This is a genomic window from Streptomyces sp. NPDC026500, assembly GCF_055567635.1.
This window is the reverse complement of record NZ_JBVHQB010000022.1, coordinates 102,539-129,043: the sequence shown is the minus strand read 5'-3', so window position 1 is coordinate 129,043 and position 26,505 is coordinate 102,539. Positions and strand designations below refer to the sequence as shown.

The window sequence follows — 26,505 nt, the reverse complement described above, 5'->3', positions numbered from 1 at the left end:
GGCTCCCGCGGGTCTGCGCGACTCGGGCGTGTGCCATCGCGGTGCCGGTCGAGAGAGCCGAAAAAATCGGCCCTGCGTCGCCCGTCGGCAACTGACAGTAGTCGCCAACGCATCATGTGCGGTGGGCTGTTGACAAACTCCCCCAGGCAGCGTCCCGCTCTGGTATGAGGCGTCGCACGGCTGACCGATAACCCCGTCGGACACACGTTCACATCGAACCCTGGACCCGATCAGAGCTGGTCAGAAGCGGTCACAAGCAAACGGCGAGGGCCGAGGAGCATTGCGCTCCTCGGCCCTCGCCGTAGATCCGTTGATCAGCCCGCAGACACCGTTTCGGGCTCTCCGGTGCCCTCCGTCGAGCTGTCGGCGACGTCACCCGGCGTATCGGCGGCGACGGTCTCCTCGACGACCGGCCAGCCCCCCTTCGGCGTACGGGCCACACCACGCCACCACGGCTCGGAGGGGACGGTCTCGGCCGTCGGCTCGAAGGGCTCGCCGGGGCGGGGCAGCGCGACGCGCGCTCCGACCGCGCGGGCGGCGGCCAGTGTGCCCTCGCCCGGGTCGGACCACGCGTGGGTGGAGAGGTTGAACGTCCCCCAGTGGATCGGCAGCATCACTCCGGAGGGCTCCCCGCCCTGGAGGTCGAGGTGGGAGCGCATCCCCTCCTGGGGCGTCATGTGGATGTCGGGCCAGAAGTCGCTGTACGCGCCGATCTGGATCATCGTGGCGTCGAACGGGCCGTGCGCGGCGCCGATGTCCTTGAAGCCCTGGAAATAGCCCGTGTCGCCGCTGTGGTAGATCCGGTGCGTGTCCCCTTCGGCGACCCAGGAGGCCCAGAGGGTGTGCTGGATGTTGCGCAGACCGCGACCGCAGAAATGGCGCGCCGGAGTCGCCGTCAGGGTGATCCCGCCGACCTTGGTCGACTCCTGCCAGTCCAGCTCGCGGATCCGGTCCACCGAGACACCCCAGTGCTCCAGATGGGCTCCGACGCCGAGCGGCACCGCGAACACCGTGTCCGTGCCGGCCAGCGCCTTGATCGTGGGCATGTCGAGGTGGTCGTAGTGGTCGTGCGAGATCACCACGACGTCGACCGGGCCGAGCGCGGCCAGCGGCAGGGGCACGGGGTGCAGTCGCTTGGGACCGGCGAAGGCGAATGGAGAACAGCGCTCACCCCAGACCGGGTCGAACAGCACACGGTGGCCGTCGATCTCGGCGAGAACGCTGGAGTGCCCCATCCAGGTGAGCCGCAGGCCGGTCGGGGCGGGCCTGGCCAAGTCGGCGAGCGTCGTCGCGTGCACCGGCACCGTCCCGACCGGGGAGCGGTGGGCGCGCTCCTCGCTGCGGAAGTAGACCTTCGCGAACTCCAGCATCGATCCGTCGGGGCGGGTGCGGGCGGTCTCTGGGTTCTGGAAGACACCGTCCGCGAAGTTCGGCGAATTGCGGATGCGCTGCATGCGCGCACCGCCCGGATCCGCGCCGAAGGCGGCGGGCCGCAGCGCGCGGAGCCCGGAGCTCAACGTACGGAAACCGGTCACGGATACCTCCAGATGGAGTCGGTCAGGCTTTCATTATCGTCGTCGCCTCTGACAGCGCCGGGTCGCCCCGGTCACAAAGCGATGTCCGTGGCCCTGGGTCTGTATGTGCTCAACCCCGGCGCGCCCGCGCTTCTTCCGGGTGAGGGCAACGTTCTGGGCGCCACCGCGCCCCCGGATGGCCGCGGTGACCGGTCGCGGTGCGAGCACGTCCGGTACGGCCCGGGTTCACCGAGCGGACCCGCGCTCTTCCGTACTGTCGCGCTCGGACCGTCGCGCTCGGGACCGTCCCGCTCGCGACTGTCACGCTCGGGCGCCCGCGGCACCTCCGCTGTCGACACCTCTGCTGTCGATCGATCCAGTGCGTTGACATCCCCCGGCACCCCTTCCGATACTGACTCGTGATTCAGTAGACCGGCAATCGTCCCGGTGGCCCGAGGGCCGCGCCGGCCCGTCCACCCCTGGAGACACCGTGTCCGACCTCCCCGCCGCACCGGCGACGACCGAGGGCGCCTCGGACATCGTGCGGCGCGACCTCGCGCGGTACCTGTGACGGCCGGGGCGCTCACCGGCGGCGAGGCCCTCGTCCGTGCCCTGTGCGGCCACGCCGTGACCCGGGTCTTCGGCATCCCCGGAACGCACAACCTGGAGATCTACCGCCACCTGTCCGCGTACGGCATCCGGCACGTCCTGACGCGCCACGAGCAGGGCGCCGGATACGCCGCCGACGGCTACGCGCGCGTGACCCGGCACCCGGGTGTCGTGATCACGACGACCGGACCCGCCCTGCTGAACGCGGCGGCGGCCGTCGGCCAGGCGTACTCGGACAGCGTGCCGCTGCTCGTCGTCTCCCCCGGGATGCCACTGCGCCATCCGCGGCTCGCCACCGGTCTGCTGCACGAGACGCGCAGCCAGACGGAGGCCCTGCGGGGCGTGGCCGCGTTCAGCCATCGCGTGTCCTCGGTCGCGGAGATCGACGCGGCGGTGGCACGCGCCTTCACGCTGTTCCGCACCCGTCGCCCGCGCCCCGCGCACATCGAGATCCCCCTCGATCTGCTGGAGGCCGCCGAGGAGACCGGCCCCGTCCGCCTCGCTCCTCCTGCCGTTCCCCCCGCCCCGGCCACGGCGGCCGTGGAGCGGGCCGCCGAAGCCCTGCTCACGGCACGCCGTCCGGCGCTCGTGCTCGGCGGCGGAGCACGCGGCGCGGCCGCCCCGGGCCTCGCCCTCGCCGAGGAGCTGGGCGCTCCCGTCGTCACCACGGCCAACGGCAAGGGGATCGTCCCCGAGACCCACCCGCTGTCCCTCGGCGTGTCCCTGCACAGCCCCTCGGTCCAGAACTGGCTCACGGAACGCGACGCCGTGCTCGCCGTCGGCACCGAACTCGCCGAGTCCGACCTGTGGTCCGCGCCGCCCGCCCTGAACGGCACGCTGATCCGCGTGGACCTGGATCCGGACCAGATGTACGCGGGCCTCCCCGCGGACATCGCCGTCGTCGGCGACGCGCGGCTCGCCCTGACAGCCCTGCTCGCCGCCGTCGAGACGCCGGGCTGTGTGCGCCGTCACGCGCTCGGGGCGGACGCGGACCCCGTCCGGCGTGCCGAAGCCCTGCGGGCCGCGCGCAACGCCGAGACCGCCGGGCGCGACGCCCGCTGGATCCCGTACCTGCGGGCCCTCCGTTCCGTCCTAGCCGACGACGCCGTGATCACCTCGGACAGCGCCCAGTGCTGCTACTACGGAGCGCTCCCCCACCTCCCGCTGGGCCCCGGGGGCCGCTATCTTCACCCGACCGGCTTCGGCACGCTCGGCTACGCGCTGCCCGCGGCGATCGGTGCCAAGGCGGCATTCCCCGACCGCCAGGTGGTGGCGCTCAGCGGGGACGGCGGCCTCCAGTTCACGGTGCAGGAACTGGCGACCGCGGCACAGCTCGGTCTCCCGCTGCCCGTCGTGGTGTTCGACAACGGCGGTTACGGGGAGATCCGCGACGAGATGGCCGCCCGGGGCGACACCCCCACGGCCGTCGACCTCGCTCCGGTCGACCTGCCCGCCCTGGCCCGCGCCTACGGAGGACAGGGCACGCACGCGTACAGCCCGGACGAGCTGACCGCCGCGCTCACCAAGGCACTGCGCACCCCCGGCCCCACCTTGATCGCCATCCCCGAGGAGACCCGATGACCGCCCCCCTGATGACGCTCACCTGGACGGACCATGTCACCGGCCGCCCGGGCTACCTCGTCGTCGACCGGCTCGTGCGCGGCGTCTCCAGCGGTGGTCTGCGGATGCGGCCCGGCTGCACGCTGGAGGAGGTCGCCGGGCTCGCCCGTGGCATGACCATGAAGGAGGCCCTGCACTACAACCCCGAGGGCCGTTACATCCCGCTGGGCGGCGCCAAGGGCGGTATCGACTGCGATCCCCAGGACCCGGCGGCGTACGGCCTGCTGGTGCGTTATCTGCGCGCCATGCGCCCCTACATCGAGGCCTTCTGGACCACCGGCGAGGATCTCGGGCTCAGCCAGGACCTGCTCGACCGGGCCGCCGAGGAGGCCGGGCTCGTCTCGTCCATCCAGGCCGTGTACCCGTTGCTCGACGACGAGACGGCGGCCCGGAAACGGCTCGCGGACGCCTTCGCGGTCGAGGTGGACGGCATCGGCCTCGACGAACTGGTCGGCGGCTGCGGCGTCGCCGAATCGGTGCTCGCCGCCCTGGACCGGGCCGGGGTGGAGTACGCGGGAACGCGCGTCGCCGTGCAGGGACTCGGCACCATGGGCGGGGCCACGGCGCGCTTCCTCGTGCGCGCGGGGCTCAAGGTCGTGGCCGTCGCCGACGTCAAGGGAACCATCGCGAACCCGGACGGCCTCGACATCGAGGCACTGCTCGGGGCACGGGACGCGTACGGGACGGTCGACCGCGCGGTGCTGCGCCACGCCGACCGTGAACTCCCCGGTGACGCCTGGCTGTCCGCCGACGTCGAGGTGCTGGTGCCCGCCGCGGTCTCGTACGCGATCGACACGGCGAACCAGCGAGGGATCAGGGCCCGTTGGATCGTCGAGGCGGCCAACATGCCCGTCCTGGCGGACGCGGAGCTGCTGCTCGCCGCGCGCGGGGTCACCGTCCTGCCGGACGTCGTGGTCAACTCCGGCACGAACGCCTGGTGGTGGTGGACCCTGTTCGGCGACATCGGCGCCGACGCGGACGAGGCCTTCGCCCACACCCGGCGCTCCATGCGCGCCCTGATCGACCGGACCCTCGCGCGCGCGGAGGCCGACGGCACGACGCCGCGGGCCGCCGCCCACGCCATCGTCACCGACCGGCTGCCGGTCATCGCGGAGCGGTTCGGGTGGTACCGGTGAGGGACCGGAGCCGCTGACCGCCCGCCACCGCGAACTCGCCGGGTCGGTGCCGGGCCGCCGCTCGGCCACGCGGTGCGTCCGCCCCGATGACGGCGATTCCCTGGCGGGAATTGAGGCGCGGGCCGGGTCGAAGCAGAGTCGGTGTCGTCAGAGGAACCCGCGCGGAAGCGCGCACCGACCCGCACGAGGAGCAGCATGTCCGCCATCGACGCGCAGGACCTGATCGAGCGCTACATCGGCGTCTGGAACGAACCCGACCCCGAGATCCGTCGCAAGACCGTGCACGAGCTGTGGGCGGAGGACGGTGTCCATCTCCTGCGCCCGCCGCAGGAGATGCACGACAGGGCCGTGTCCCTCGGCTTCGGCACCGCTGTACTGGAGGCAAGGGGCCACGACGAGCTGCACGCGCGCGTGACGCGTGCCTACGAGGAGTTCGTGGCTCCTGGGACGTACGGCTTCCGGATCCAGGAGTCCGCCCGCCGGCTGAACGACGTGATCACGTTCCGCTGGGAGTCCTTCCACATCGGGGACGGACAGATCTCGGGCGGCGGGCTGGAGTTCCTCGTCCTGGACGAGGACGGTCGCATCAAGGCCGACTATCAGTTCGTCGACTGACGGCGACCGACGGCCGACGGGAGCCGATGGGAGCCGGTCGGCCCCGTAGGCCGAACAGGTGTCGGCCGGGCGGCCCGGCCGTCTCTCGCCGGGGCGCGCAGGGCGCGGCGCCGAGGGAGGCGTCAACTCCTGTCGGGCCCGTCCTCAAAGGGCTGTGTAGGGTTGCCGCGTGGCGAGAGTGCGGTTGAGCGTGGCGGAGCGGCGTGAGGAGTTGCTGCGGGCCGCCGTCGAACAGATCGAGGCGCGGGGCGTGGCGGCGGTACGGATCGCCGACGTGGCCTCGTCCCTCGGCGTGAGCAACGCGCTGGTGCTGTACCACTTCTCGACCAAGGAGAAGCTGGTCGCCGCCGCGTTCACGTACGCGGCCGAGGACGATCTCGCCCATCTGCGCAAGCTGCTCGGCCGCCGTACGACGGCACTGCGACGCCTTCGGGCCGCCGTGCGCTGGTACGCCCCGACGGGGCAGGCGAAGGGCTGGCGCCTGTGGATCGAGGGCTGGGCGGTCGCCCTGCGCGAGCCCGCGCTGCGCGAGGTCACCCGCGATCTCGACAGGCAGTGGAAGGCCGCGATGACCGAGGTGATCGCGGAGGGCGTGGCCGCGGGCGAGTTCCGGTGCCCGGACCCCACGACGGCGGCCCTCAGGCTGACGGCGCTGCTGGACGGACTGGCCGTCCAGATGACGGCGTACTCGGGAGCCGTGTCACGGGCGCGGACCCAGGAGTGGGCCGACGAGGCCCTCGCCCGTGAACTGGGCCTTGAGCGCGAGGCGTTGATGGCGGCAGTGCGCTAGGGCCCGTCTGAACCGTTCCCGCCGGGCCCGCGGCGCCCGGCACCGCACCCCGCCGCGTTGTCGGGCACGCCTCGCGAGCGCGGACGCGGAGGGGGTCTGCGGAAGGGTGAGGGCGAGCAGCGTCACGGCGAGCACGGCGGAGGCCCGGAGGGAAACGGCGCGCGCTGCGGACGAATGCCGGGGCCTCGATCGAGCGACAAACGTGCGCGCGGACCTGCCGCCCGCAGACGGCGTACGGCGCGAACCGGCGGGCGCGGTGGAAGGCTGACGGACGGGCATACGGGGGCTCCCTGGAGATCCTTCGGGACCCGCCCCACGGGACTCGGGGCGGTTCGCGGCCGTCCCGGCAGCGTCGGCCGTGCTCCGCCCCGCGCCACTCCCGCGCTGTCACCTCACCGGTCGAGCCCGGACCGCCCCGGACGCGGCACGGATCCCGGCCGGTCGCGCCGGCCCGGACCCGCGCTGCCCGTGACGCCGCGACCGGAGTGGGCCGTGGTGCCTTGACCGGGCTGGTCCCGTGGCCACGTGACCAGGGTGGCCCGTGATCCCGGGAACCCATGATCCCGTGGCCGCGTGACCGGAGCGGTCCCGTCTCAGGCCACCGACTCGATGCGCAGCTTGATGTCGTCCGGTGACAGGGTCCCCTTGGCCGCCACGTGATCGCCCGAGGACTCCCCGCGCAGCCGCCGTCCGATCCACGGGACCAGATATTCGCGGGCCCACTGGATGTTGTCGCGGCGCATTTCGAGCGTGCCGCGCGGCGGAAGGGGCGGCCAGGGCTGGTCCGGGTCGGCGGGCACATCGAGACCGAGTACCTGTCCGGCACGGAGCGCCACCCGGGTGTGCCCCTCGGGCGACAGGTGCAGCCGGTCTCCGTCCCAGGCGCGGCGGTCCTGGATCGTCTTCAGGGACCAGAGGTCGAGGACGGGACAGCCGTAGCGGTCCGCGACGGCCCGCACATGTCCGTTGTAGGTGGCGATCTTGCCGCGCAGATGCTTGAGCACGGGGACGCCGCGGGTGTCGAAGCCGGTCGTCACCATGACGGTGCCGACGGCGGAGGTGAGGTCGACGATCGCACGCTCGAAGCGCTCCGCGACCTCGTCGGGGTCGGTGCCGGGGCGGATGATGTCGTTGCCGCCCGCGCAGAACGAGACCAGGTCCGGGCCGAGTTCCTTGGCCCTCTGGAGCTGGGACTCGACGATCTGGTCGAGCAGTTTGCCGCGCACCGCGAGATTGGTGTAGTTGAAATCGCCCTCGGGTCGCCGGTCGGCGAGAAGTACCGCGAACCGGTCGGCCCAACCGACGAACGCCCCGTCGGGCCCAGGGTCGCCGACGCCCTCGGTGAAGCTGTCCCCCACCGCCACGTACGACCCGATCACTGATCTGTTGTCACTCTTCGAATCGTCTGCCACATCGACCCATGATTCACCTTCGGATGTGAGCTACGCGACCGTAGGGAAGGGTTGACGGACGGTGAGATAAGCCACTCGCCAAGCATTGGTCAACTCTGGAATAGGGCTCGGATCAAGGGTGTTGAAGCAGCGATCACCCCCATGCCGTGGAAATGGCGGGGAATCGCTCGGCGGGAGTCACATGCCTCGCTCAACCACGGTCACGTGCCCGGTGGCGGGAACCACCGAAGGCCGGACCCCGGGGATCATGGGGTCCGGCCTTCGGAGGCAGTCCTGCCGTCAGGAGCAGGGCAAGCGTCTGGAGCTCAGGGGAGGCGTCAGCCGACGGCGACACCGTGCGAGCGCAGGTACGCGACCGGGTCGACGTCGGAGCCGTAGTCCGGCGTGGTGCGGATCTCGAAGTGCAGGTGCGGTCCGGTGACGTTGCCGGTCGCGCCGGAGAGGCCGAGCTGCTGCCCCTCGGTCACGGTCTGTCCCGCCGAGACGGACAGGGACGACATGTGGGCGTACTGGGAGTACTTGCCGTCGGCGTGCTGGATGACGACCTGGTTGCCGTAGGCGCCGCCCCAACCCGCGGAGACGACGGTGCCCGCGGCGATGGACTTGATCGTGGTGCCGGTCGGGACCACGAAGTCCACGCCCGTGTGGTAGCCGCTGGACCACATGCTGCCCGCCACCTTGTAGCCGGTGCCGACGGTGCCGCCCTCGACAGGCAGGGTGTAGCCGGAACTGCTGCTGGTGGAAGCGCCGTTGGAGGCAGCGGTGCCGGTGGCCGGGGTCGCGTGGCCGGTCTTCGCCGCCGAGGTCGTCGTCCGGGTGGCCGAGTGGGCGCCGGCGAAGGCGGCCTTCTTGCCGAGCGACAGCTTCAGACCGGGGTGGATCAGCGACGGGTCGCTGCCGATGGCGGAGCGGTTGTCGGAGTAGATCTTCTTCCAGCCGCCGGTGACGTTCTGCTCGTCGGCGATCTTCGAGAGATAGTCGCCGGACCTCACCGCGTACGTCTTCGTCTTCGTCGTGGCGGACTTCTTGACGACGGGAGCGGTGGTCGCGGCCTTCTCGACGTGCTGCGTGACGGCCGTGGCCGGGGTCGCGGCGTGGGCGCCCGTGGCACCCAACAGAGGCAGCGCGAGCGCCGCGCCACCGGTTCCGGCCACGGCTATCGAGCGGGTGAAACGAAAGGACTTGGGACGGCGGTGCTTACCCTTCGCGGGCATGACGATTTCCTCTCCGGCGCCTGCGGGGTGAGCTGTCGGGTGCGGGCTGGAGATGCCCGGCCGCGCTGCTGCGCGGCTTTACCCCTAGCCTGTTCCGGAGACCGGATCAGGCACGGAACCTGTGGGTCCCCCGCTCCTGCCGTGTACGGGTGAGTGTGCGGATTCCGGGCGGCGGCAGGATTGGGCGTCCGTCCGGATTGAGGCAGAACGTAAGCGAGATGAGAGCGCGTCGACAACTATGTGCCTTATCTGCGCGCTCACCTTTCTTGATCCATGCGGGAATTGCCGTCACACTCTGTGGAATGACGATCTTTCGGACCGCTCAACTCGCCCGGAAATGCGTGCGGGTTGAGAAATGAGGACGGCAACGCATCGTCACGAATATGACGCTCCTCACGCGACTCGGCCCAGGGTGCTTTATTCCAGGGCCAGTTGGAATGAAGGCACCAATTCGGACAGAACCGCCAGATGCGACTTCGGCGGACAACCATCACATCAGGACCTCTGAGCCGGTAAGCGCACAAAACGGCATGCAGTAATGCCGCATCTCGGCATAATTCGCCCCGCCAGGACCGTGCGGTCGGAGGGTCGGCCGACCTCTCGTTAAATTCGAACATGCGTGCCCGTGGAGCAACGTCACCAAGGGTGTCCCGCCGTGTCCCGCCTGGGAGGTGACGCCTGTGGACAACTCATTGCCTCAGGAACCCATGTCGTATCGTCGAGAGCGCGAGCCGGACACAACTGCCGACGAGCGACGCCGAGTCCAGCCCGGCGACGCCGGCGGCCGAATGAGAGGAGCCCCCCGTGACGCAGCAGGTCCCGTCGACCGAGCCCGATCTCGGCGGAGTGCGCAACTTCCGCGACGTGGGTGGCCTACCCACCGCGGACGGCCGGCGAGTGCGTGACGGGCACCTGTTCCGCAGCGGCCACCTCGCCCACGCCACGGAGGAGGACGCCACGTTCCTCGCCTCCCTGGGACTCCACACGATCTTCGACTTCCGCAATGCCGCGGACCAGAAGCTGGAGGGCCCGGACGTCGAACTGCCGGGCGTACGGAACGTGAATCTTCCGCTGAGCGACCCGGCGGACGGCAGCGAGTTCTGGAAGATGGTCCGCGACGGCGATCTCGACCAGCTGCGCGCGATCCTCGGCGACGGCAAGGCCGCGAACCGGATGATCCGCTCCTACCGCACGATCATCAAGGAGCGCACGGCCGAGCACTCCCAGGTGCTGCACGCGCTGGCCGAGGACAGCGTGCCCGCGCTGATGCACTGCGCGGCCGGCAAGGACCGCGCCGGGCTGTCCATCGCCGTCACCCTCCTCGCCCTCGGCGTCGAGCGGGACGCGATCGTGGCCGACTACCTGGAGTCGAACGCCACGCACCGCCGCTACCGGGTGCACCGCAACAACACCTCGGCCTCCGCGTACTCCCCCGAGGTGATGGAACTGCTCAGCCCGCTCTTCGACGCACGTGCCGAGTACCTGACGGCCGCTTTCGAGACGATCGAGGAGACCTGGGGTAGCGTCGACGCCTACCTGGAGCAGGGGCTGGGGATGACGCCGGAGCTGCGGGAGCGCCTGCGCGAGCGGCTGCTGGCCTGAGCCGGGCGTCCGGCCCGCGGTTTCTACTGGTTCTGCGCGCCCAGCGTGAAGAGCAGGTAGATGAAGGCCGCGAAGAGGTGGCCGACGGCGACGTAGATGATCAGCCGCACCCACAGGGCGCGCGGGAACTTCTCCTCCATGGACCGGCGGCGGGGTTCTGTGGGTTCGGTCATGACGTCTCTCCCGAGGTGGGGTGGCCCGTCGCCGGGCCGAGGCACAGCGCGGCGACGGGACTCTGCAGCAGGGTGTGTACGAAGAGGAGCTCGGCTCCGTCGCGCTCGGCGGCGGCGATGCGGTGCGGGGTCAGCGAGTCGAAGTGGGCGCTGTCCCCGGGCGCGAGAACGTGCATGGTGTCCCCGAGGCGCAGCCTGAGCCGCCCCTGGAGGACGTACAGCCACTCCTCGCCCGGATGGACGCGCACGATGTCGCCCTGCGAGCCGTACGGAACGTGCACCCGCAGCGCCTGCATACCGCGGCCGGCGGCACCGGCCTGCCAGTAGGTCCAGCCGCCCGCCGGGGCCGGTTCCATGTCGGCGGCCCGCACGATCGCGTCACGGTCGGCGACCGTCTCGCCGAGCAGTTCGGAGACCGTCGTACCGTAGACACGGGCCAGCGTGAGCAGCATCGGCAGCGAGGGCTGGCGCTGCCCGGTCTCCAGACGGGAGAGGTGGGCGGGCGAGAGTCCGGCTGCGCGGGCGGCGGCCTCCAGCGTGAGGGAGGCGCTGCGGCGCAGCGCACGCAGCTGGGGCGCCACGGCGTGCAGCTCGGCGGGCGGCTCGTCGACCGCCCCTGGATCCACAGGGCTCATATGACCATTGAGCCCGACGATTGCCTCTGGGGCAATTTTCTTGCCCCAGAGGCAAAGAGTCCGCCGGTGTCGACGCCGGGTCTACGGCCGAGTCGACGCCGAGCCCTCGGCAGTGGTGACGCCGCGTTCAGACCCGGGTCGGACGCCGCGCCTGCATCCGCGTCCACGCCGCGACGACAGCGGCCCGCCGGAACGGCCGGGTCTCAGCGGTTCGCCACCGCCTGCTTCACCAGGGTCTTTCCGAAGTCCCACATCAGGCCGCCGCCACTGTGCGCGTCCTCCATCACCGCGGTGAAGGCCTCCACGAACCGGTCGACGTCCTGCTGGTCGATGATCAGCGGCGGGATCAGCTTGATCACCTCCAGGTGGTCGCCGGAGACCTGAGTGAGGATGCGGTGCCGCTGGAGCAGCGGGACGACGACCATCTGCGCGAACAGGCCCTTGCGCGCGGCCTGCAGCATGGTCCAGCGGCTGCGCAGCTTGAGGGACGTGGGCCGGCCGAACTCGATGCCGATCATCAGACCCCGGCCGCGTACGTCGCTGAGCAGCTCGTACCGGTCGACCAGGGCCGCCAGCCGGGACTTCAGCTGTTCGCCGGTGATCCGGGCGTTGGCGACGATCTGCTCGTTCTCCATCACGGAGAGCACCGCGAGCCCCGCCGCCATCGCCTGCGCGTTGGAACCGAAGCTCGCCGAGTGCACGAGGACCCGGTCCATGGAGGAGTAGACCTTCTTGAAGATCCAGTCCTTGCCGAGCGTCGCGCCGACCGGCACATAGCCTCCGGAGAGCGCCTTGGCCACGCACACCAGGTCCGGTTCGACACCCTCCTCGTGCTGATAGGCGTAGAAGTCCCCGGTGCGGCCGAGGCCGGTCTGCACCTCGTCCGCGATGAGCAGGGCCTTGTGCCGGTGCAGCAACTCCTGGGCGGCGCGCAGATATCCGGGCGGGGACTCGTGGACGCCCTTGCCCTGGATCGGTTCCACGATCAGCGCGGCGACGTCGCCCTTCTTCAACTCCCTTGCCAGGGCGTCGAGATCGCCGAGCGGGACGGCGGTGTCGGGCAGCAGCGGTGCGAAGCCGTCGCGGAAACCGTCCTCGCCGTTCACGGACAGCGAGCCGGTGGTCAGCCCGTGGAAGGCGTGCGAGCAGTACAGGATCCGTGGTCGGCCGGTGGCGTACCGGGCGAACTTCAGCGCGGTCTCGACCGCTTCCGTACCGCTGTTGCCGAAGAACACCCGGTCCAGGTGCGGGCTGTGGGTGAGCAGTCGCTCCGCGAGCAGGCCCGGCAACGGCTGGCAGTCGAAGCGGGTGAGGTCGGCGAGCGAGGCGTCGAGGACGTCGTGCAGCGCGCGCCGGACGACGGGGTGATGGCGGCCGAGGCCCATCACCCCGAACCCGGCGAGCATGTCCAGGTAGTCGTTGCCGTCGGCGTCCCAGAAGTGCGCACCCTCGGCCCGCTCGTACACCTTGTCGAAGCCGATGGTGTGCAGCATGCGCGGGAGCTGGTGGTTCAGGTACTTCGTGTGCAGTTCGTAGCGCTCGGCTCCGCGCTCGGCGAGGAGCGCGCCGAGGTCGAACTCCCCCTTCTCCACAGGGTCGGTCATTCCTGTTTCTCCTTGGACAACTCGTGCTCGGCCGGCTGGCCGGCGGCCTTCGACAGCTCGTACGCGGTCTTGGCCCGCTCGTCCTTGATGGCCAGGTCGGCGCTGATCCGCCCGGCGATCTCGACGGGGGTGAGCCCGATGTCGGCCAGTACCTCGGCCCGTTTGGCGTGTGCGAGGAACTGCTCCGGGATGCCGAACCGCCGTACGGGTACGTCGACTTCGGCGTCCCCGAGGGCCAGTGCGACCGCAGCGCCGACGCCCGAGGCCCGGCTGTTGTCCTCGACGACGGCGACGAGCCGGTGCTCGGCGGCGAGGTGGGGCAGCGCCGGGTCGACGGGCTTGACCCAGCGCGGGTCGACCACGGTGCACCCGATGCCGCGGGACTCCAGGAGGTCGGCGGTCTGGAGGCAGACCGGGGCCATGACGCCCACCGCGACGAGCAGCACCTCGGGGCGCTCGCCCCGGTGCAGGACGTCGAGCCCGCCCACGTGGTCGACCGCGGGGATCGCCGGACCGACCGACTCCTTGGGGAAGCGGATCAGGGTCGGCGCGTCGTCGACGGCGACCGCCTCCCGCAACTGGGCCCGCAGTTGGTCGGCGTCGCGCGGCGCGGCGATCCTGAGGCCGGGCACGACCTGGAGGATCGACATGTCCCACATGCCGTTGTGCGAGGCACCGTCGACGCCGGTGACCCCGGCCCGGTCGAGGACGAAGGTCACACCGCAGCGATGCAGCGCGACATCCATGAGGAGCTGGTCGAAGGCCCGGTTGAGGAACGTCGCGTACACGGCGACGACGGGATGCAGCCCGCCGGTCGCGAGACCGGCCGCGGACACCGTGGCGTGCTGCTCGGCGATGCCGACGTCCCACACCCGGTCGGGGAACCGCTCGGCGAACTTCCCGAGCCCCACCGGATGCAGCATGGCCGCCGTGATGGCCACGACGTCCGCGCGCTCCTCGCCGATCCTGACGATCTCGTCGCCGAACACGGAGGTCCAGGAAGGGCCGTTGGACGGCGCGAGGGGCTCGCAGGTGAGCGGGTCCATCACCCCGACCGTGTGGAAGTGGTCCTCCTCGTGCGCGAGCGCCGGCTCGTAGCCGCGCCCCTTCTCGGTCAGGCAGTGGATGAGTACGGGGCCGTGGAAGCGTTTCGCCCGGCGCAGCGCGGACTCCACGGCTCTCACGTCGTGACCGTCGATCGGGCCGACGTACTTGAGCCCGAGGTCCTCGAACATGCCCTGCGGCGCGAACGCGTCCTTGAAGCCCTTCTTCGCACCGTGCAGCGACTCGTAGATCGTGTTGCCGACGAGGGGGGTGCGCAGCAGGACGTCCTTGCCCCAGGCCAGGACCTGCTCGTAGCTGTCGGTCGTCCGCAGGGTCGCCAGATGGTTCGCGAGGCCGCCGATCGTCGGCGCGTACGAGCGTTCGTTGTCGTTGACGACGATGATCAGCGGTCGGTCCTTGGCGGCGGCGATGTTGTTCAGCGCCTCCCACGCCATACCGCCGGTCAGCGCCCCGTCGCCGATGACCGCGACGACATGACCCTTCTCGCCCTGCACCTGGCGGGCCTTGGCGAGCCCGTCCGCCCAGCCGAGCGCCGTGGAGGCGTGGCTGTTCTCGATGACGTCGTGCTCGGACTCCTCGCGCGAGGGGTAGCCGGACAGGCCTCCCTTGCCGCGCAGCTTGGAGAAGTCCTGACGCCCCGTCAACAATTTATGCACGTAGCTCTGATGGCCGGTGTCCCACAGAATGCGGTCGACGGGCGACTCGAAGACCCGGTGGAGGGCGATGGACAGTTCCACCACTCCCAGATTGGGTCCGAGGTGACCGCCCGTCCTGGCGACCGCGTGCACCAGGAACTCCCTCACCTCTTCTGCCAGTTCACCGATTTCTGCCTCGGACAGCGCCTTCAGGTCGCGTGGTCCCCGGATGTTCTCCAGAATCGTCACGTCGGGCCCCCTCTCGGTCCGTGCTGATCAGCTCACGGTGACGGCCGGTTCTCCGGACGCGACGCCGTCGTTCTCCATCTGCTCCGCGATCTTCATCGCCTCGTCGATGAGGGTCTCGACGATCTTCGATTCGGGGACGGTCTTGATGACCTCGCCCCTGACGAAGATCTGCCCCTTGCCGTTGCCGGAGGCGACCCCCAGGTCCGCCTCCCGCGCCTCGCCGGGACCGTTGACGACGCAGCCCATGACCGCGACGCGCAACGGGACCTCCATCCCCTCCAGACCGGCCGTGACCTCGTCGGCCAGCTTGTACACGTCGACCTGGGCGCGCCCGCAGGACGGGCAGGAGACGATCTCCAGGCGCCGCTGCCGCAGCCCCAGCGACTCCAGGATCTGGATGCCGACCTTGCATTCCTCGGCGGGCGGCGCGCTGAGCGAGACCCTGATGGTGTCGCCGATGCCCTCGCTGAGCAGCGCGCCGAACGCGACGGCCGACTTGATGGTCCCCTGGAACGCCGGACCTGCCTCGGTCACCCCGAGGTGCAGCGGGTAGTCGCACTGCGCCGCCAGCTGCCGGTAGGCGTTGACCATGACGACCGGGTCGTTGTGCTTCACCGAGATCTTGATGTCCCGGAACCCGTGCTCCTCGAAGAGCGACGCCTCCCACAGTGCCGACTCGACGAGCGCCTCGGGCGTCGCCTTCCCGTACTTCTCCAGCAGCCGCCGGTCGAGCGAGCCGGCGTTCACTCCGATACGGATCGGGATTCCGGCCTCCTGGGCCGCCCGCGCGATCTCCTTCACCTTGTCGTCGAACTGCTTGATGTTGCCGGGGTTCACCCGCACCGCCGCGCAGCCCGCCTCGATCGCCGCGAACACGTACTTCGGCTGGAAGTGGATGTCCGCGATCACCGGGATCTGCGACTTGCGGGCGATGGTCGCGAGCGCGTCCGCGTCGTCCTGCGTGGGACAGGCGACGCGGACGATCTGGCAGCCGGACGCGGTCAGTTCCGCGATCTGCTGGAGGGTGGCACCGACGTCCGACGTACGGGTCGTGGTCATCGACTGCACCGACACGGGCGCCCCGCCCCCGACCGCCACCGGTCCGACCTGGATCCGCCGCGACAGACGGCGCTCCGAGATCGGCCGGACCGGTACCTCGGGGAGGCCCAGGGAAACGGCGGTCATGTAGTCACCCGCGGCTTTCCGTGAAGGTCTCGCGGGCCGCCCGGATCGACTCCTTGAGGGAGCCCATGGTCGCGAGGACCGCGGTCGGCTCGTAGCCGCAGTGCGCCATGCAGTTGGCACACCGGTCGTCCTTGCCGCGGCCGTAGGAGTCCCAGTCGGTCTCCTCCAGGAGCTGCTTGTACGTCTGCACGTACCCGTCGCTCATCAGATAGCAGGGCTTCTGCCAGCCGAAGAGCGAGTAGCTCGGGATCGCCCACGCGGTGCACGGGAAGTCGACCTTGCCCTCCAGGAAGTCCAGGAAGAGCGGGCTCTGGTTGAGCCGCCAGCGGCGCCGGTTGCCGCCCGCGAAGGCCTTCTTGAACAGTTCCCGGGTCTGTTGGACGCCGAGGAAGTGCTCCTGGTCGGGGGCCTTCTCGTAGGCGTAGGCGGGCGAGAGCATCATCTCGTCGACCTTCAGGTCGTCATTGAGGTAGTTGAGCACCTCGATGATGGTCTGCGGGGTGTCGGTGTTGAAGAAGGTCGAGTTCGTGGTGACGCGGAAGCCGCGGCGCTTGGCCTCCTTGATGGCCTCGACCGCCTCGTCGAAGACGCCTTCCTTGGCGACGGACTCGTCGTGCCGCTCGCGCAGCCCGTCGATGTGCACGGCCCAGGCGAAGTACGGCGAGGGCTTGAACTTGTCCATCTTCTTGCGCATCAGCATCGCGTTGGTGCAGAGGAAGACGAACTTCTTCTTGGCCACCAACTGCCGCACGATCTCGTCGATCTGAGGGTGCATCAGCGGCTCGCCGCCGGCGATGGACACCATGGGCGCACCGGATTCGAGGACCGCGCCCACGGCCTGGGCGACCGGCATGCGCTGCTTGAGCACACCGGCGGGGTGTTGGATCTTGCCGCAGCCCTCGCATGCGAGGTTGCACGCGAAGAGCGGCTCCAACTCGACGAGCAGGGCGAACTTGTCCCGCTTCCTGAGCTTCTGTTCAAACAGGTATGCAGCGACCTTCATGGACTGCCGAAGCGGCATGGCCATACGGCTCACCTCCGAGGGAGCGACAAAGAACGGTGCCATTCGAAAAAAGCGGGAAGCACTGCACGAAGAACACGGAAAGCTGATATTCCACCGCGGACCGTGCCGATTCGGACGAGTTCATGTTCTGGAGCATCCACGACCACCCGTACGGCCGCAACGGGACGCGTGCCCGAGCGGACCGCGCCGAGCAGGGTGGCCGCGGACTCCATGTCGACGGCGATGGCTCCGGTCGCGAGCAGATCGGCCCGCTCATGACCGCGGACCACGTGATCGGAGCCGGTCAGCGGCCCCGTGTGGACGGTGCGGCCGGGCACGGCGCGCACGAGTTCCTTGACCAGGAGATCGGTGCCCACGCACGGCGTGGTGCCGCTCGGGTCCCGGGTCTCCTCGGCGACGACCAGGTCACCGGGGTGCATGCCCGGGGCGAGCCCCGCGCAGAAGCCGGTGGCCAGCACGGCCGCCGCGGACAGCGCCGGGTCGGCGAGCACCCGGGTGACCGACCGGTCGGCGGCCTTGGGTCCCATGCCGGTACGCAGCACTGTGACCGGCCCGCCGGCGCCGCTCCGGTCGCCGCTGCGCAGGGCGAGGTGCTCGATGCCGAGCGCGCAGGCGATCAGGAGCGGGTCCGGTGCGGGCTGCCTGTCCATCAGCCCCCCTTTGCCGCGGAGAAGGGCTCTCCGTGGACGTAGCGGCCGAGCGCGGTGAGCGGGAACACCTGCCGGTAGAGGTGGTAGTTGATCGAGAAGTCCCACGGGAAGCCGGTCCCCGTGAAGTACGGCTCGTCCCAGGAGCCGTCGGTCAGCTGGGTCTCCGCGAGCCAGACCACCCCGCGCTCCACGGCCTTGGAGTCGCTCTCCCCGGCGGCCAGCAGGGCGAGCAGCGCCCAGCCGGTCTGGGAGGCGGTCGAGGCGCCGCGTCCGCTCCAGCCGGCGATGTCGTCGTAGGAGCGCATGTCCTCGCCCCAGCCGCCGTCGTCGTTCTGCACGGTCTCCAGCCAGGCCACCGCCCGGCGGATCGCGGGGTGCGAGCCGGGCAGCCCCGCCGCGACGAGCGCCGGGACCACCGACCCTGTTCCGTATACGTAGTTGACGCCCCAGCGCCCGAACCAGGACCCGTTCGGCTCCTGGTGGGCGAGCAGCCACTCGATGCCCCGGCGGGTGCGCGGGTCGTGTGCGAGCCCCTCGACCGCCAGCATCTCCACCACATGCGCTGTGACGTCCGCGGAGGGCGGATCGATCACCTCCCCGAAGTCGCAGAACGGCAGCCGGTTGGGGAAGGCGCTGGTGTTGTCGACGTCGAACGCGCCCCAGCCACCGTCCTTGGACTGCATGCCGAGATTCCAGCGGACCCCGCGTCCGATGGCGTTCTCGACGCGGTCCGGATCGTGATGCCGGACGCGGCGCAGTGCGAGGACGACCTCCGCGGTGTCATCGATGTCGGGGTAGTTGTCGTTGTGGAACTCGAACGCCCAGCCGCCCGGCGGCAGTTGGGGCCGCTTGACCGACCAGTCGCCGGGCCGGACGATCTCCTCTCCGAGCATCCAGTCCACGGCCTTGACGAGTTGCGGGTGGTCGGCGGGCACTCCCGCGTCGGCCAGCGCGATGGTCGCCAGGCAGGTGTCCCACACCGGCGACTGGCAGGCCTCGATCATCCGGGCACCGTCGTCGCGCCATACGGCGAAACGGTTTAGCGAGGCCAGCCCCTCGCGCATGACCGGGTGTTCGAGGTCGTAGCCGAGCAGATGCAGGGCGATGACCGAGTAGACGGCGGGCGGCTGGATGCCTCCCCAGCAACCGTCGTTCTCCTGGCGCTCGATGATCCAGCGGGCCGCCGTGTTCATCGCCGCCCTGCGCAGGGCGCGCGGCGCGACCTTGCGGTACTGGTGCAGCGCTTTGTCCAGGCGCTGGAAGACGCCGTCCCAACTGGCCACAGGAGCAAGGGGCTTGACCGGATTGGGGTTACGGGCGTCGGCGTGCAGTTCGTCCAGTGGGAACGGCGCGGGCCGCACCGGACGCTTCGCCGAGACGACGGTGAGAGGCACGATCGTCTGCCGCGCCCAGCAGCCGAAGTCGTAGATGTTCAGCGGCATCCACTTCGGGAAGTAGATGAGCTCCGGAGGCAGTTCGGGCAGGTCGTCCCACTTCCACCAGCCGAAGAGAGCCAGCCAGATCCGGGTGAAGACACGGGCCGCGGCGAGGCCGCCACGCGCGCGGATCCACGCGGACGCCTTCGCCATGTGCGCCTCGTCCGGGGCGTCCCCGGCCAGCCGCAGGGCGACATACGCCTCGATGGTGGTGGAGATCTCGCCCGGACCGCCGTAGAACGAGGCCCAGGTGCCGTCCTCGCGCTGCTCGCCGCGGATGAACAGCGCGGCGCCCCGGGTGGTCGGCTCGTCGCGGATTCCCAGAAACTGACGGAGAAGCAGGTCCTCGGCGTCCATGGTGACGTTCGTCTCGAGGTCGCCCTTCCACCAGCCCTGGGCGTCCTGCAGCGCGAGCAGGAAGTCCGTGGCGCGCTCCATGGCGCGCGTGGCGGCATCTCGGGTCTCGACCGTCCCGGCCGCCTCGGGAGTGGTCTGATGCTGGATTTCGCTGGCCGAGGCAGCGCGGGGTGGCAGGGCCCCGGTGCTTCCGTCGGTCGTCGCTGTCATGGCTTCCCCTTCGTGCAGTGGTGTGTCTCTGCTGTGGGTCCGCCGTCGGCCGGTGCGTTCGTTCGGATGGATATCCCCCCGCTCGAACGAGGTTCGAAGCTTGGGAAAGGCACCGGCCGGCGACTACGCGAGGTTTATTCGACCGATAACGATCATCTCTTCCGTACGACTACGAAGTCCGCGAGCGCCACGAGCTGGGCCCGTACCTGCTCGGGCATCGGTACGGCGTCCAGTGCCTCGATGGCGATCGCGTGCTGGCGGCGCGCCTCCTGGGCGGTCCACTCGCGGCCGCCCGCCTCCTCGATGAGCGCGGCGCGCGCGGCGAACTCCTCCTCGGAGAAGTTCTCGAAGTCGCTGGCCTTGGCGTCCTCGGCGAGCAGGTCACCGAGCCGCTCGGAGGCGGGACCGCCCGCGGCGAGCGCGGCCACGACCGGCAGGGACTTCTTGCGCTGGCGCAGATCGCTCCAGGTCTGCTTTCCGGTGGCCTCCGGGTCGCCCCAGATGCCGAGCAGGTCGTCAACGGCCTGGAAGGCGAGGCCGAGGTGGTAGCCGTAGCGCTCCAGCGTGTCGGCGGTGAGGTCGTCGGCGCCGCCGAGGACGGCTCCGATGGAGCAGGCGCAGGCGAGCAGGGCGCCGGTCTTGTTGCCCTCCATCTCCAGGCACTCCTCGACGCTGACGCGGTCGCGGTGCTCGTAGGAGATGTCCTGGGCCTGGCCGTCGATGAGGGCCCGGGTGGCGGTGGTCAGGCGCCGGGTGGCGCGGCCGGCCTCCACGGTGCCGAGCTCCAGGAGGACCTCGTTGGCCAGCGCGAACAGGGCGTCGCCGACCAGGATGGCCTGGGCCGGGCCGTGCACCTTCCAGACGGTGTCGCGGTGGCGGCGCTGCTCGTCGCCGTCCATCAGGTCGTCGTGCAGCAGCGAGAAGTTGTGCACCAGTTCGACGGCGACCGCGCCGGGGACGCCGACCTCGGGGGCGGCGCCGGCGGCCTGCGCGGAGAGCACGGCGAGCGCGGGGCGTACCGCCTTGCCGCCGTCGCCGTCCGCGGGGTTGCCCTCGGCGTCGATCCAGCCGAAGTGGTAGGCGGCGACGGTGTCCATGGGCGCCGCCAGACGGTCGACGGCCGCCTTGAGCACCGGTGTGGCCAGGGTCCGGCCGCGCTCCAGGAGCGCGGTCACGTCCACCGCGTCGGCAGCCGTTTCGGCCGGGGGCACAGTGGGCACAATCTCTCCTCTTGTTGCGGTACCGGGGGTGCGGGGGCCTGCCAGGCTCCGGTCGAGCGTCATGCCGCCTCCTCGAAGAGTCCGAGGAGGTGGTCGCGGGGCCGGCCCAGGGCGTCCAGCGCGGCTTCCGCCGCACCGACTCCGCTGCGAACCGCACTCTCCATGGTCGCGGGCCACCCCGTGGCGGTCCACGCTCCGGCCAGGTACAGGCCGGGGGCCTTGGTACGGGCACCGGGCCGCAGCCGCCCGACGCCCGGGGCGGGGGCGAACGTCGCGGTGCGCTCCCGGGTCACGAAGAAGTCCTTCACTCCGGCGCCGCGCGCGCCCGGCAGCAGCCGCTCCAGCTCCGGCAGATACCGCTCCCGCAGCACGGCGACGGGCTCGTCGATCTCGTCCTGCGCCGCCGACTGCGACAGCGCCAGGTACTGACCCTCCCGGAGCCCGGACGCCTCGGTGCGGTCGAAGACCCACTGCACCGGGGAACCGAGCGCCGCGAAGAACGGCGCGGTGAGGACCTTCCGGTCGTAGACGACGTGGATGTTGAGGATCGGCGCGGTGCCGATCTCCAGGAGCCGCTCGGGGGCGTCGAGCGCCCCCGGGGGCAGAAGATCGTGGGCCTCGCGCTGGGGTACGGCGAGCACGACCGTGTCGGCCTCGATGCGCTCGCCGGGAACCTGAACGCTCCAACGCCCGTTTTCGTAGGGGGAGACGGAGGTGACGCGTGTACGGATCTCGGTACGCACGCCCGCGGAGTCGAGCGCCTTGCGGGCGAGGGTGTCGTGCAGTTCGCCCAGCGGGACGCGCGCCCAGCCGATGTCGGCCGCGCCCGGGTCGGACAGCAGACCGGTCTTGAACACCATCGCGGCGAGCCCGAGCGAGGAATCCCTGGCCACCGCGTTGAGGGTGGCGACCCCCACGAGGTCCCACAGTGCTTCGACGGCACGTTCCGACTGACCGTGCCCGGCGAGCCAGTCGCCGAAGTTCTGCGCGTCGAGCGCCGGATCCGTGAGATCCAGGCCCTTGAGCGCGAGCGCGGCACGGCCGACCTTGGCACGCTCGGCGAGCGACAGATGCTGATACGTCGCGAGGCTGCGCGCCAGATGCAGCGGCACGGGCAGCGCGCTGCGGCCGATCCTGCCGAGCCGTCGTCCGGGAGGTGCCTCCAGGTCGAGAACGGGCACGTCGAGACGATCCTGCAGGGGCGCGAGCGAGGTTGCGTCGACGCGGTCGAGGAACCAGCGGTAGGCGGTGCAGCAGCGCAGAAAGACATGCTGTCCGTTGTCCACGGTGAGCTCGCCGCGCTGGAAGGAGAACGCGAGACCGCCGAGGCGCGGCCGGCCTTCGAGCAGCGTCACCCGCAGCCCGGCGTCGGCCAGCGCGAGCGCGGCGGTGAGCCCGGCGAGCCCGCCGCCGATCACCACGGCAGTGGCCCGGCCGGAGTCGTCCGTGGACTCGACCTCGCTCATCGCGCACCCTCCCCTGCGGCCGCGCCGTGGTGGTTGAACGGTGCACGGCAGGCCGTTGCAGTCAGGGACGCCGCCCGGCTCCGGAGGGTTGCGTGCCGCTTTTCGACGCTGGAATCACCTTGGCCCATTTTGTCCATCAGGCACGCCTCCGGACAGTGCGGCGGGACACGTGCCGGGCATCGAGGCCGGAGAGGCCGCGCACGGCGACGTACGCCTTCTCGCGCCCCGGCAGCGAGACCCGGCCGCGCAGTACGGCCTCCGGCTCACGCTCGATGCGGTCGAGGAGACGCCGGTAGATGCCCGCCATGGCCGCGACACAGGCGCCGCTGCGCCGGTCCAGCATGGGCAGCAGCCGGTAGCCCTCGGCGAACAGGGCACGCGCCCGCCGCACCTCGAAGTGCACGAGGCCCGCGAAGTCGGAGCCCGGCGGTGGAGTCGGCCCGTTGAACCCGGCCGAGCAGCCGAACTTGGCCAGGTCGTCGGCGGGCAGATAGGTGCGCCCGCCCGCGGCGTCCTCTCGGACGTCCCGCAGGATATTGGTGAGCTGGAGCGCGAGCCCGAGCGTGTCCGCGTACTCCGGCGCGCGCTCGGCGCCACGCGCCCCCGGTTCGGTGCCGAAGACCCCGAGCGAGAGCCGCCCGATCGCCCCGGCCACGCACCGGCAGTAGACCTTCAGGTCGTCCCAGGTCTCGTACGTCTCACCGCGTACGTCCATCAGCACGCCGTCGATGAGTTCGTCCAGGCCCCCGAGGGGTACGGGGAAGTACCCGGCGGTGTGGCTGAGGGCGACCGCGACCGGGTCGGTGTCGTCCTCGGCGACGGCGCCCGCGCGGACGCGGGCGAGCAGCGCCCGGGTCTCCTCCAGGCGCACCGCCTTCACGTCCGGTGCCAGCACGCCGTCGCCGATGTCGTCGACGCGCCGGGAGAACGCGTAGAGCGCCGACATCGCACGACGCTTGGGCGTCGGCAGAAGCCTGATGCCGTACGCGAAATTGCGGGCCTGCTGACCGGTCACCGCCTCGCAATAGCTGTACGCGGCGAGTACCGGTGCGGACACGTGCTGTTCCGACTCCACGGTCCGGATCACCCCTTTCCTCGCAGAGTCACTCCCACCTCGCGCAGCAGCTGGAGCTTGCCGGGCTTGGGCGGGCCGGGAAGTACGTCGTATTCGGCGGCGGCAATCGCACGGATTGCCGCCCTTCCCCCCGCAACGAACCCCGCGAGCAGCAGCTTCAGCCTGCCGTGGACGCTACCCACGAGGGGGGTGCCTTCATTCAGGAGGTTCAAGGCGCGTTCTGCTTCGTATGCAACCAGTGCTCGCACCGATGCGCCTGCTGTGGGGACGGCAAGATCCGCTTCGACGACGTGAAAGCGCTTCATGTCGGCGGCGGGCAGGTAGACGCGGTCGCGGCCGAGGTCCTCGGCGACGTCCTGGAGATGTTCGACGATCTGCAGCGCCGTACACACGGCGTCGGAGTGGCGGACCCGCTCGGCCGTGGACGTTCCGGTGACGGAGAGGACCAGGCGGCCGACGGGGTTCGCGGACAGTTCGCAGTAGGCGAGCAGATCGTCGTAGGTCTCGTACCGCTTGACGAGCTGGTCCTGGCGGTTGGCCGCGATCAGGCCGAGAAAGGGGTCGGGGGTGAGGCCCGCGCGGCGGACCGCGGGCTGGAGCCGGCGCAGCAGGGGGTGACGCGGAGTCGCGTCGAACACCCGGTGAAGATCGGCTTCGAGAGCGTCGAGGAGGACCATGCGGTCGTCGGCCTCCGCGGCCGACACGCCGAGCAGACGGGCGTCGGCGCCGCCGGGGGCGAGGTCGCCGTCACCGATGTCGTCGACGAGGCGGGCGAAGCCGTACACCGCCATCAGATCGTCGCGCCAGGCCCTGGGCAGGAAGAACGGGGCCACGGGAAAGTTCTCGTCCGCGGCCTTGTCGAGGGTGCCGCGCTCCGGATCGCCGGTGCGGGCCGTCCCGGCTTCGGTCACCGCTCGCCGCCCGGCGCGAGGACGGCACACGCATCGCGGAGCTGGAGAGTCACCGTAGCCATTGCCGTCACATCTCCCGTTCTACACTGCCGACCCAACACTGCCCATTTCGGACACGCCGCCCGGAGATCCGCTCGGCGTGACGGTGCCGGGTGTCGCGTATTATCGCCCTACTTGACGCGATTCAGCACCGGTACAGCTTACGTTGTACAACGCGGCACACTCCGCCGGGGTGTCCTGCACATCACAACAACACACCGATTGGCGTCAAGATTCCTAATGCCGACGGGAGTTGGCGTTTCCTTTGCAGACGCAGGGCCCCGCCGGAGAGTTCCGGCGGGGCCTCGGTCCTGTCGTCGGCCGAACGGGCTATTTGCCCGTGAACTTCTCGTACTCCTTGAGGACGTCCTCGGTCGGACCGTCCATGCGCAGCTCGCCGCGCTCCAGCCACAGCACGCGGTCGCAGGTGTCGCGGATTGACTTGTTGTTGTGACTGACCAGAAACACCGTGCCCGCGCTCTTGCGCAGCTCGCGGATCCGCGCCTCGGACCGCTTCTGGAAGGAGCGGTCACCGGTCGCGAGGGCCTCGTCGATCATCAGGACGTCGTGGTCCTTGGCCGCCGCGATGGAGAAGCGCAGCCGGGCCGCCATGCCGGAGGAGTAGGTCCGCATCGGCAGGGTGATGAAGTCGCCCTTCTCGTTGATGCCCGAGAAGTCGACGATCTCCTGGTAGCGCTCCCTGACCTGCTCCCGGGACATGCCCATCGCGAGACCGCCCAGAATGACGTTCCGCTCGCCGGTCAGGTCGTTCATCAGGGCCGCGTTCACGCCGAGCAGCGAGGGCTGGCCGTCCGTGAAGACCTTGCCCTTCTCCGCGGGGAGCAGACCGGCGATGGCCCGCAGGAGCGTGGACTTGCCGGAACCGTTCGAACCGATCAGGCCGATGGCCTCGCCCCGGTACGCGGTGAAGGAGACACCCTTGACGGCGTGCACCTTGCGCACACCGCGTTCCTCGCCGCGCTTGAGGATGCGGCTGAGGGCGGCGGTGGCGCTGCCCTTGCCGGTCTTGGCGCCGTTCACGCGGTAGACGATGTGCAGTTCGTCCGCGATGACGGTCGGGATGTGCGACCTCTTCTCGAGCTCAGCCACGGCCGTACCTCACTTCAGCCTTCCAGAAGTACACGAAACCGCCGACGGCCGTGATCACGGCCCAGAAGACGGCGATGGCCCACACGTGCGGGGGCAGGTGGGAGGAGCCGTAGCCGTCGATCAGCGCGTAGCGCATCAGGTCCATGTAGACGGCGGCCGGGTTCGCCTGGAGCACCCGGGCAATCCATTCCGGGCGGCCGACGAGCATGGCGCTGATGGAGAACATGACACCGGAGGCGTACATCCAGGTGCGCAGGATGAACGGCATCAGCTGGGCGAGGTCGGGCGTCTTGGCACCCATCCGCGCCACGATCAGCGCGAGGCCGGTGTTGAAAAGGAACTGCAGGAACAGCACCGGGATGATCAGCAGCCAGGACAGGCCCGGGTAGCTGCCGAAGGCGATGGCCACGACGAACAGCACGATCATCGAGAAGAGCAGCTGCTGGAGCTGCTGGAGGGCGAACGAGATGGGCAGCGAGGCACGCGGGAAGTGCAGCGCGCGCACCAGCCCGAGGTTGCCCGAGATCGCCCGGACGCCCGCCATGACCGAGCTCTGCGTGAACGTGAAGACGAAGACGCCGGTCACCAGGAACGGGATGTACACGTCGTGCGACATACCGCGGTTGGCCTTCAGGATCAGGCCGAAGATCAGGTAGTAGACGAACGCGTTGAGCAGCGGCGTCGCCACCTGCCAGAGCTGGCCCAGCTTGGCCTGGCTGTACTGAGCGGTCAGCTTGGCCTGCGAGAAGGCGAGGATGAAGTGCCGCCGGCCCCACAGCTGACGAACGTACTCGACCAGGCCGGGCCGGGCACCGCTGACCGCGAGCCCGTACTTGGCGGCCATCTCGGCCGCCGACAGCCCGTCATCGGGTGACGGCCGGTCGCTCACCGCGACTACGCCGTCCTGCGTGGTCTCACTCACAAGGGGAACTTTCGTCTTCAAGATGCG

At 70.3% G+C, this 26,505-nt stretch carries 23 protein-coding genes and 1 riboswitch; of the genes, 5 read left to right on the top strand and 18 right to left on the bottom strand.

Annotated elements, in window-relative coordinates:
- Positions 1-314: 314 nt before the first annotated feature.
- Complete coding sequence (locus tag ACZ4N5_RS32890; RefSeq protein WP_467760674.1) at positions 315-1,535, bottom strand: MBL fold metallo-hydrolase; 1,221 nt, start codon at positions 1,533-1,535, stop codon at positions 315-317.
- 546 nt (positions 1,536-2,081) lie between these two features.
- Between ACZ4N5_RS32890 and ACZ4N5_RS32885 the strand changes: the two genes are divergently transcribed.
- The 4 genes from ACZ4N5_RS32885 to ACZ4N5_RS32870 all read left to right on the top strand — a co-directional run bounded on the left by ACZ4N5_RS32885 (position 2,082) and on the right by ACZ4N5_RS32870 (position 6,284).
- Positions 2,082-3,704 (top strand): 5-guanidino-2-oxopentanoate decarboxylase, encoded by a 1,623-nt coding sequence (locus tag ACZ4N5_RS32885; RefSeq protein WP_467760673.1) that lies wholly within the window; start codon positions 2,082-2,084, stop codon positions 3,702-3,704.
- Positions 3,701-4,879, top strand: coding sequence for a Glu/Leu/Phe/Val dehydrogenase dimerization domain-containing protein (locus tag ACZ4N5_RS32880; RefSeq protein ID WP_467760672.1), 1,179 nt, complete (start codon positions 3,701-3,703; stop codon positions 4,877-4,879). The genes ACZ4N5_RS32885 and ACZ4N5_RS32880 overlap by 4 nt, the downstream gene beginning before the upstream one ends.
- 195 nt (positions 4,880-5,074) lie before the next feature.
- The gene (locus ACZ4N5_RS32875; protein WP_467760671.1) at positions 5,075-5,494 is read left to right on the top strand and encodes a hypothetical protein; all 420 of its coding nucleotides are present in this window, start codon (positions 5,075-5,077) and stop codon (positions 5,492-5,494) included.
- Between the two features lie 169 nt (positions 5,495-5,663).
- Entirely contained in the window at positions 5,664-6,284 is a 621-nt protein-coding gene (locus ACZ4N5_RS32870; RefSeq protein WP_467760670.1) for a TetR/AcrR family transcriptional regulator, read from the top strand.
- 593 nt (positions 6,285-6,877) lie between these two features.
- Here the strand turns inward: ACZ4N5_RS32870 and ACZ4N5_RS32865 are convergent.
- Both ACZ4N5_RS32865 and ACZ4N5_RS32860 read right to left on the bottom strand, forming a co-directional pair.
- The gene (locus ACZ4N5_RS32865; protein ID WP_467760669.1) at positions 6,878-7,663 is read right to left on the bottom strand and encodes an SGNH/GDSL hydrolase family protein; all 786 of its coding nucleotides are present in this window, start codon (positions 7,661-7,663) and stop codon (positions 6,878-6,880) included.
- A 350-nt stretch (positions 7,664-8,013) separates the two neighbouring features.
- Positions 8,014-8,910 carry a M23 family metallopeptidase gene (locus ACZ4N5_RS32860; protein ID WP_467760668.1) on the bottom strand — a complete coding sequence of 299 codons (897 nt, stop codon included), beginning with the start codon at positions 8,908-8,910 and terminating at the stop codon, positions 8,014-8,016.
- Between the two features lie 2 nt (positions 8,911-8,912).
- Positions 8,913-9,072, bottom strand: a riboswitch (cyclic di-AMP (ydaO/yuaA leader).
- 642 nt (positions 9,073-9,714) lie between these two features.
- Here ACZ4N5_RS32860 and ACZ4N5_RS32855 point away from each other — a divergent pair.
- On the top strand, positions 9,715-10,512 hold the full coding sequence (locus tag ACZ4N5_RS32855; protein WP_467760667.1) for a tyrosine-protein phosphatase: 798 nt from the start codon (positions 9,715-9,717) through the stop codon (positions 10,510-10,512).
- Positions 10,513-10,535: 23 nt separating this feature from the next.
- Here the strand turns inward: ACZ4N5_RS32855 and ACZ4N5_RS32850 are convergent, their stop codons facing one another.
- From ACZ4N5_RS32850 to ACZ4N5_RS32780, 15 genes are all read right to left on the bottom strand, one after another.
- Entirely contained in the window at positions 10,536-10,652 is a 117-nt protein-coding gene (locus ACZ4N5_RS32850) for a DUF6126 family protein (RefSeq protein WP_356166334.1), read from the bottom strand.
- A gap of 29 nt (positions 10,653-10,681) precedes the next feature.
- Complete coding sequence (locus ACZ4N5_RS32845) at positions 10,682-11,320, bottom strand: helix-turn-helix domain-containing protein (RefSeq protein ID WP_467760666.1); 639 nt, start codon at positions 11,318-11,320, stop codon at positions 10,682-10,684.
- Positions 11,321-11,523: 203 nt separating this feature from the next.
- Positions 11,524-12,924, bottom strand: coding sequence for an aspartate aminotransferase family protein (locus ACZ4N5_RS32840; RefSeq protein WP_467760665.1), 1,401 nt, complete (start codon positions 12,922-12,924; stop codon positions 11,524-11,526).
- Positions 12,921-14,873, bottom strand: coding sequence for a 1-deoxy-D-xylulose-5-phosphate synthase (gene dxs / locus ACZ4N5_RS32835; protein WP_467760664.1), 1,953 nt, complete (start codon positions 14,871-14,873; stop codon positions 12,921-12,923). Before dxs ends, ACZ4N5_RS32840 begins: the two co-directional genes overlap by 4 nt.
- Positions 14,874-14,900: 27 nt before the next feature.
- Complete coding sequence (gene ispG, locus ACZ4N5_RS32830) at positions 14,901-16,058, bottom strand: flavodoxin-dependent (E)-4-hydroxy-3-methylbut-2-enyl-diphosphate synthase (RefSeq protein WP_467760663.1); 1,158 nt, start codon at positions 16,056-16,058, stop codon at positions 14,901-14,903.
- A gap of 4 nt (positions 16,059-16,062) precedes the next feature.
- The gene (hpnH, locus tag ACZ4N5_RS32825) at positions 16,063-17,085 is read right to left on the bottom strand and encodes an adenosyl-hopene transferase HpnH (RefSeq protein ID WP_328552270.1); all 1,023 of its coding nucleotides are present in this window, start codon (positions 17,083-17,085) and stop codon (positions 16,063-16,065) included.
- A 5-nt stretch (positions 17,086-17,090) separates the two neighbouring features.
- The gene (locus tag ACZ4N5_RS32820) at positions 17,091-17,732 is read right to left on the bottom strand and encodes a phosphorylase family protein (protein ID WP_467760662.1); all 642 of its coding nucleotides are present in this window, start codon (positions 17,730-17,732) and stop codon (positions 17,091-17,093) included.
- On the bottom strand, positions 17,732-19,735 hold the full coding sequence (gene shc, locus ACZ4N5_RS32815; protein ID WP_467760661.1) for a squalene--hopene cyclase: 2,004 nt from the start codon (positions 19,733-19,735) through the stop codon (positions 17,732-17,734). The genes ACZ4N5_RS32820 and shc overlap by 1 nt, the downstream gene beginning before the upstream one ends.
- Before the next feature lie 152 nt (positions 19,736-19,887).
- A complete protein-coding gene (locus ACZ4N5_RS32810; protein ID WP_401336748.1) occupies positions 19,888-21,018 on the bottom strand; it encodes a polyprenyl synthetase family protein in 1,131 nt (376 codons plus the stop codon).
- Positions 21,015-22,421, bottom strand: a complete 1,407-nt coding sequence (hpnE, locus tag ACZ4N5_RS32805; protein WP_467760660.1) for a hydroxysqualene dehydroxylase HpnE — start codon at positions 22,419-22,421, stop codon at positions 21,015-21,017. Before hpnE ends, ACZ4N5_RS32810 begins: the two co-directional genes overlap by 4 nt.
- Entirely contained in the window at positions 22,418-22,549 is a 132-nt protein-coding gene (locus ACZ4N5_RS32800) for a DUF6380 family protein (protein ID WP_467760714.1), read from the bottom strand. Before ACZ4N5_RS32800 ends, hpnE begins: the two co-directional genes overlap by 4 nt.
- A gap of 8 nt (positions 22,550-22,557) precedes the next feature.
- The gene (hpnD, locus tag ACZ4N5_RS32795; RefSeq protein WP_467760659.1) at positions 22,558-23,508 is read right to left on the bottom strand and encodes a presqualene diphosphate synthase HpnD; all 951 of its coding nucleotides are present in this window, start codon (positions 23,506-23,508) and stop codon (positions 22,558-22,560) included.
- Positions 23,505-24,407 carry a squalene synthase HpnC gene (hpnC, locus tag ACZ4N5_RS32790; RefSeq protein WP_467760658.1) on the bottom strand — a complete coding sequence of 301 codons (903 nt, stop codon included), beginning with the start codon at positions 24,405-24,407 and terminating at the stop codon, positions 23,505-23,507. Before hpnC ends, hpnD begins: the two co-directional genes overlap by 4 nt.
- A gap of 369 nt (positions 24,408-24,776) precedes the next feature.
- Complete coding sequence (locus tag ACZ4N5_RS32785) at positions 24,777-25,556, bottom strand: ABC transporter ATP-binding protein (protein WP_355853703.1); 780 nt, start codon at positions 25,554-25,556, stop codon at positions 24,777-24,779.
- Positions 25,549-26,478, bottom strand: coding sequence for an ABC transporter permease (locus ACZ4N5_RS32780; protein ID WP_467760657.1), 930 nt, complete (start codon positions 26,476-26,478; stop codon positions 25,549-25,551). The genes ACZ4N5_RS32785 and ACZ4N5_RS32780 overlap by 8 nt, the downstream gene beginning before the upstream one ends.
- Between the last annotated feature and the right edge of the window lie 27 nt (positions 26,479-26,505).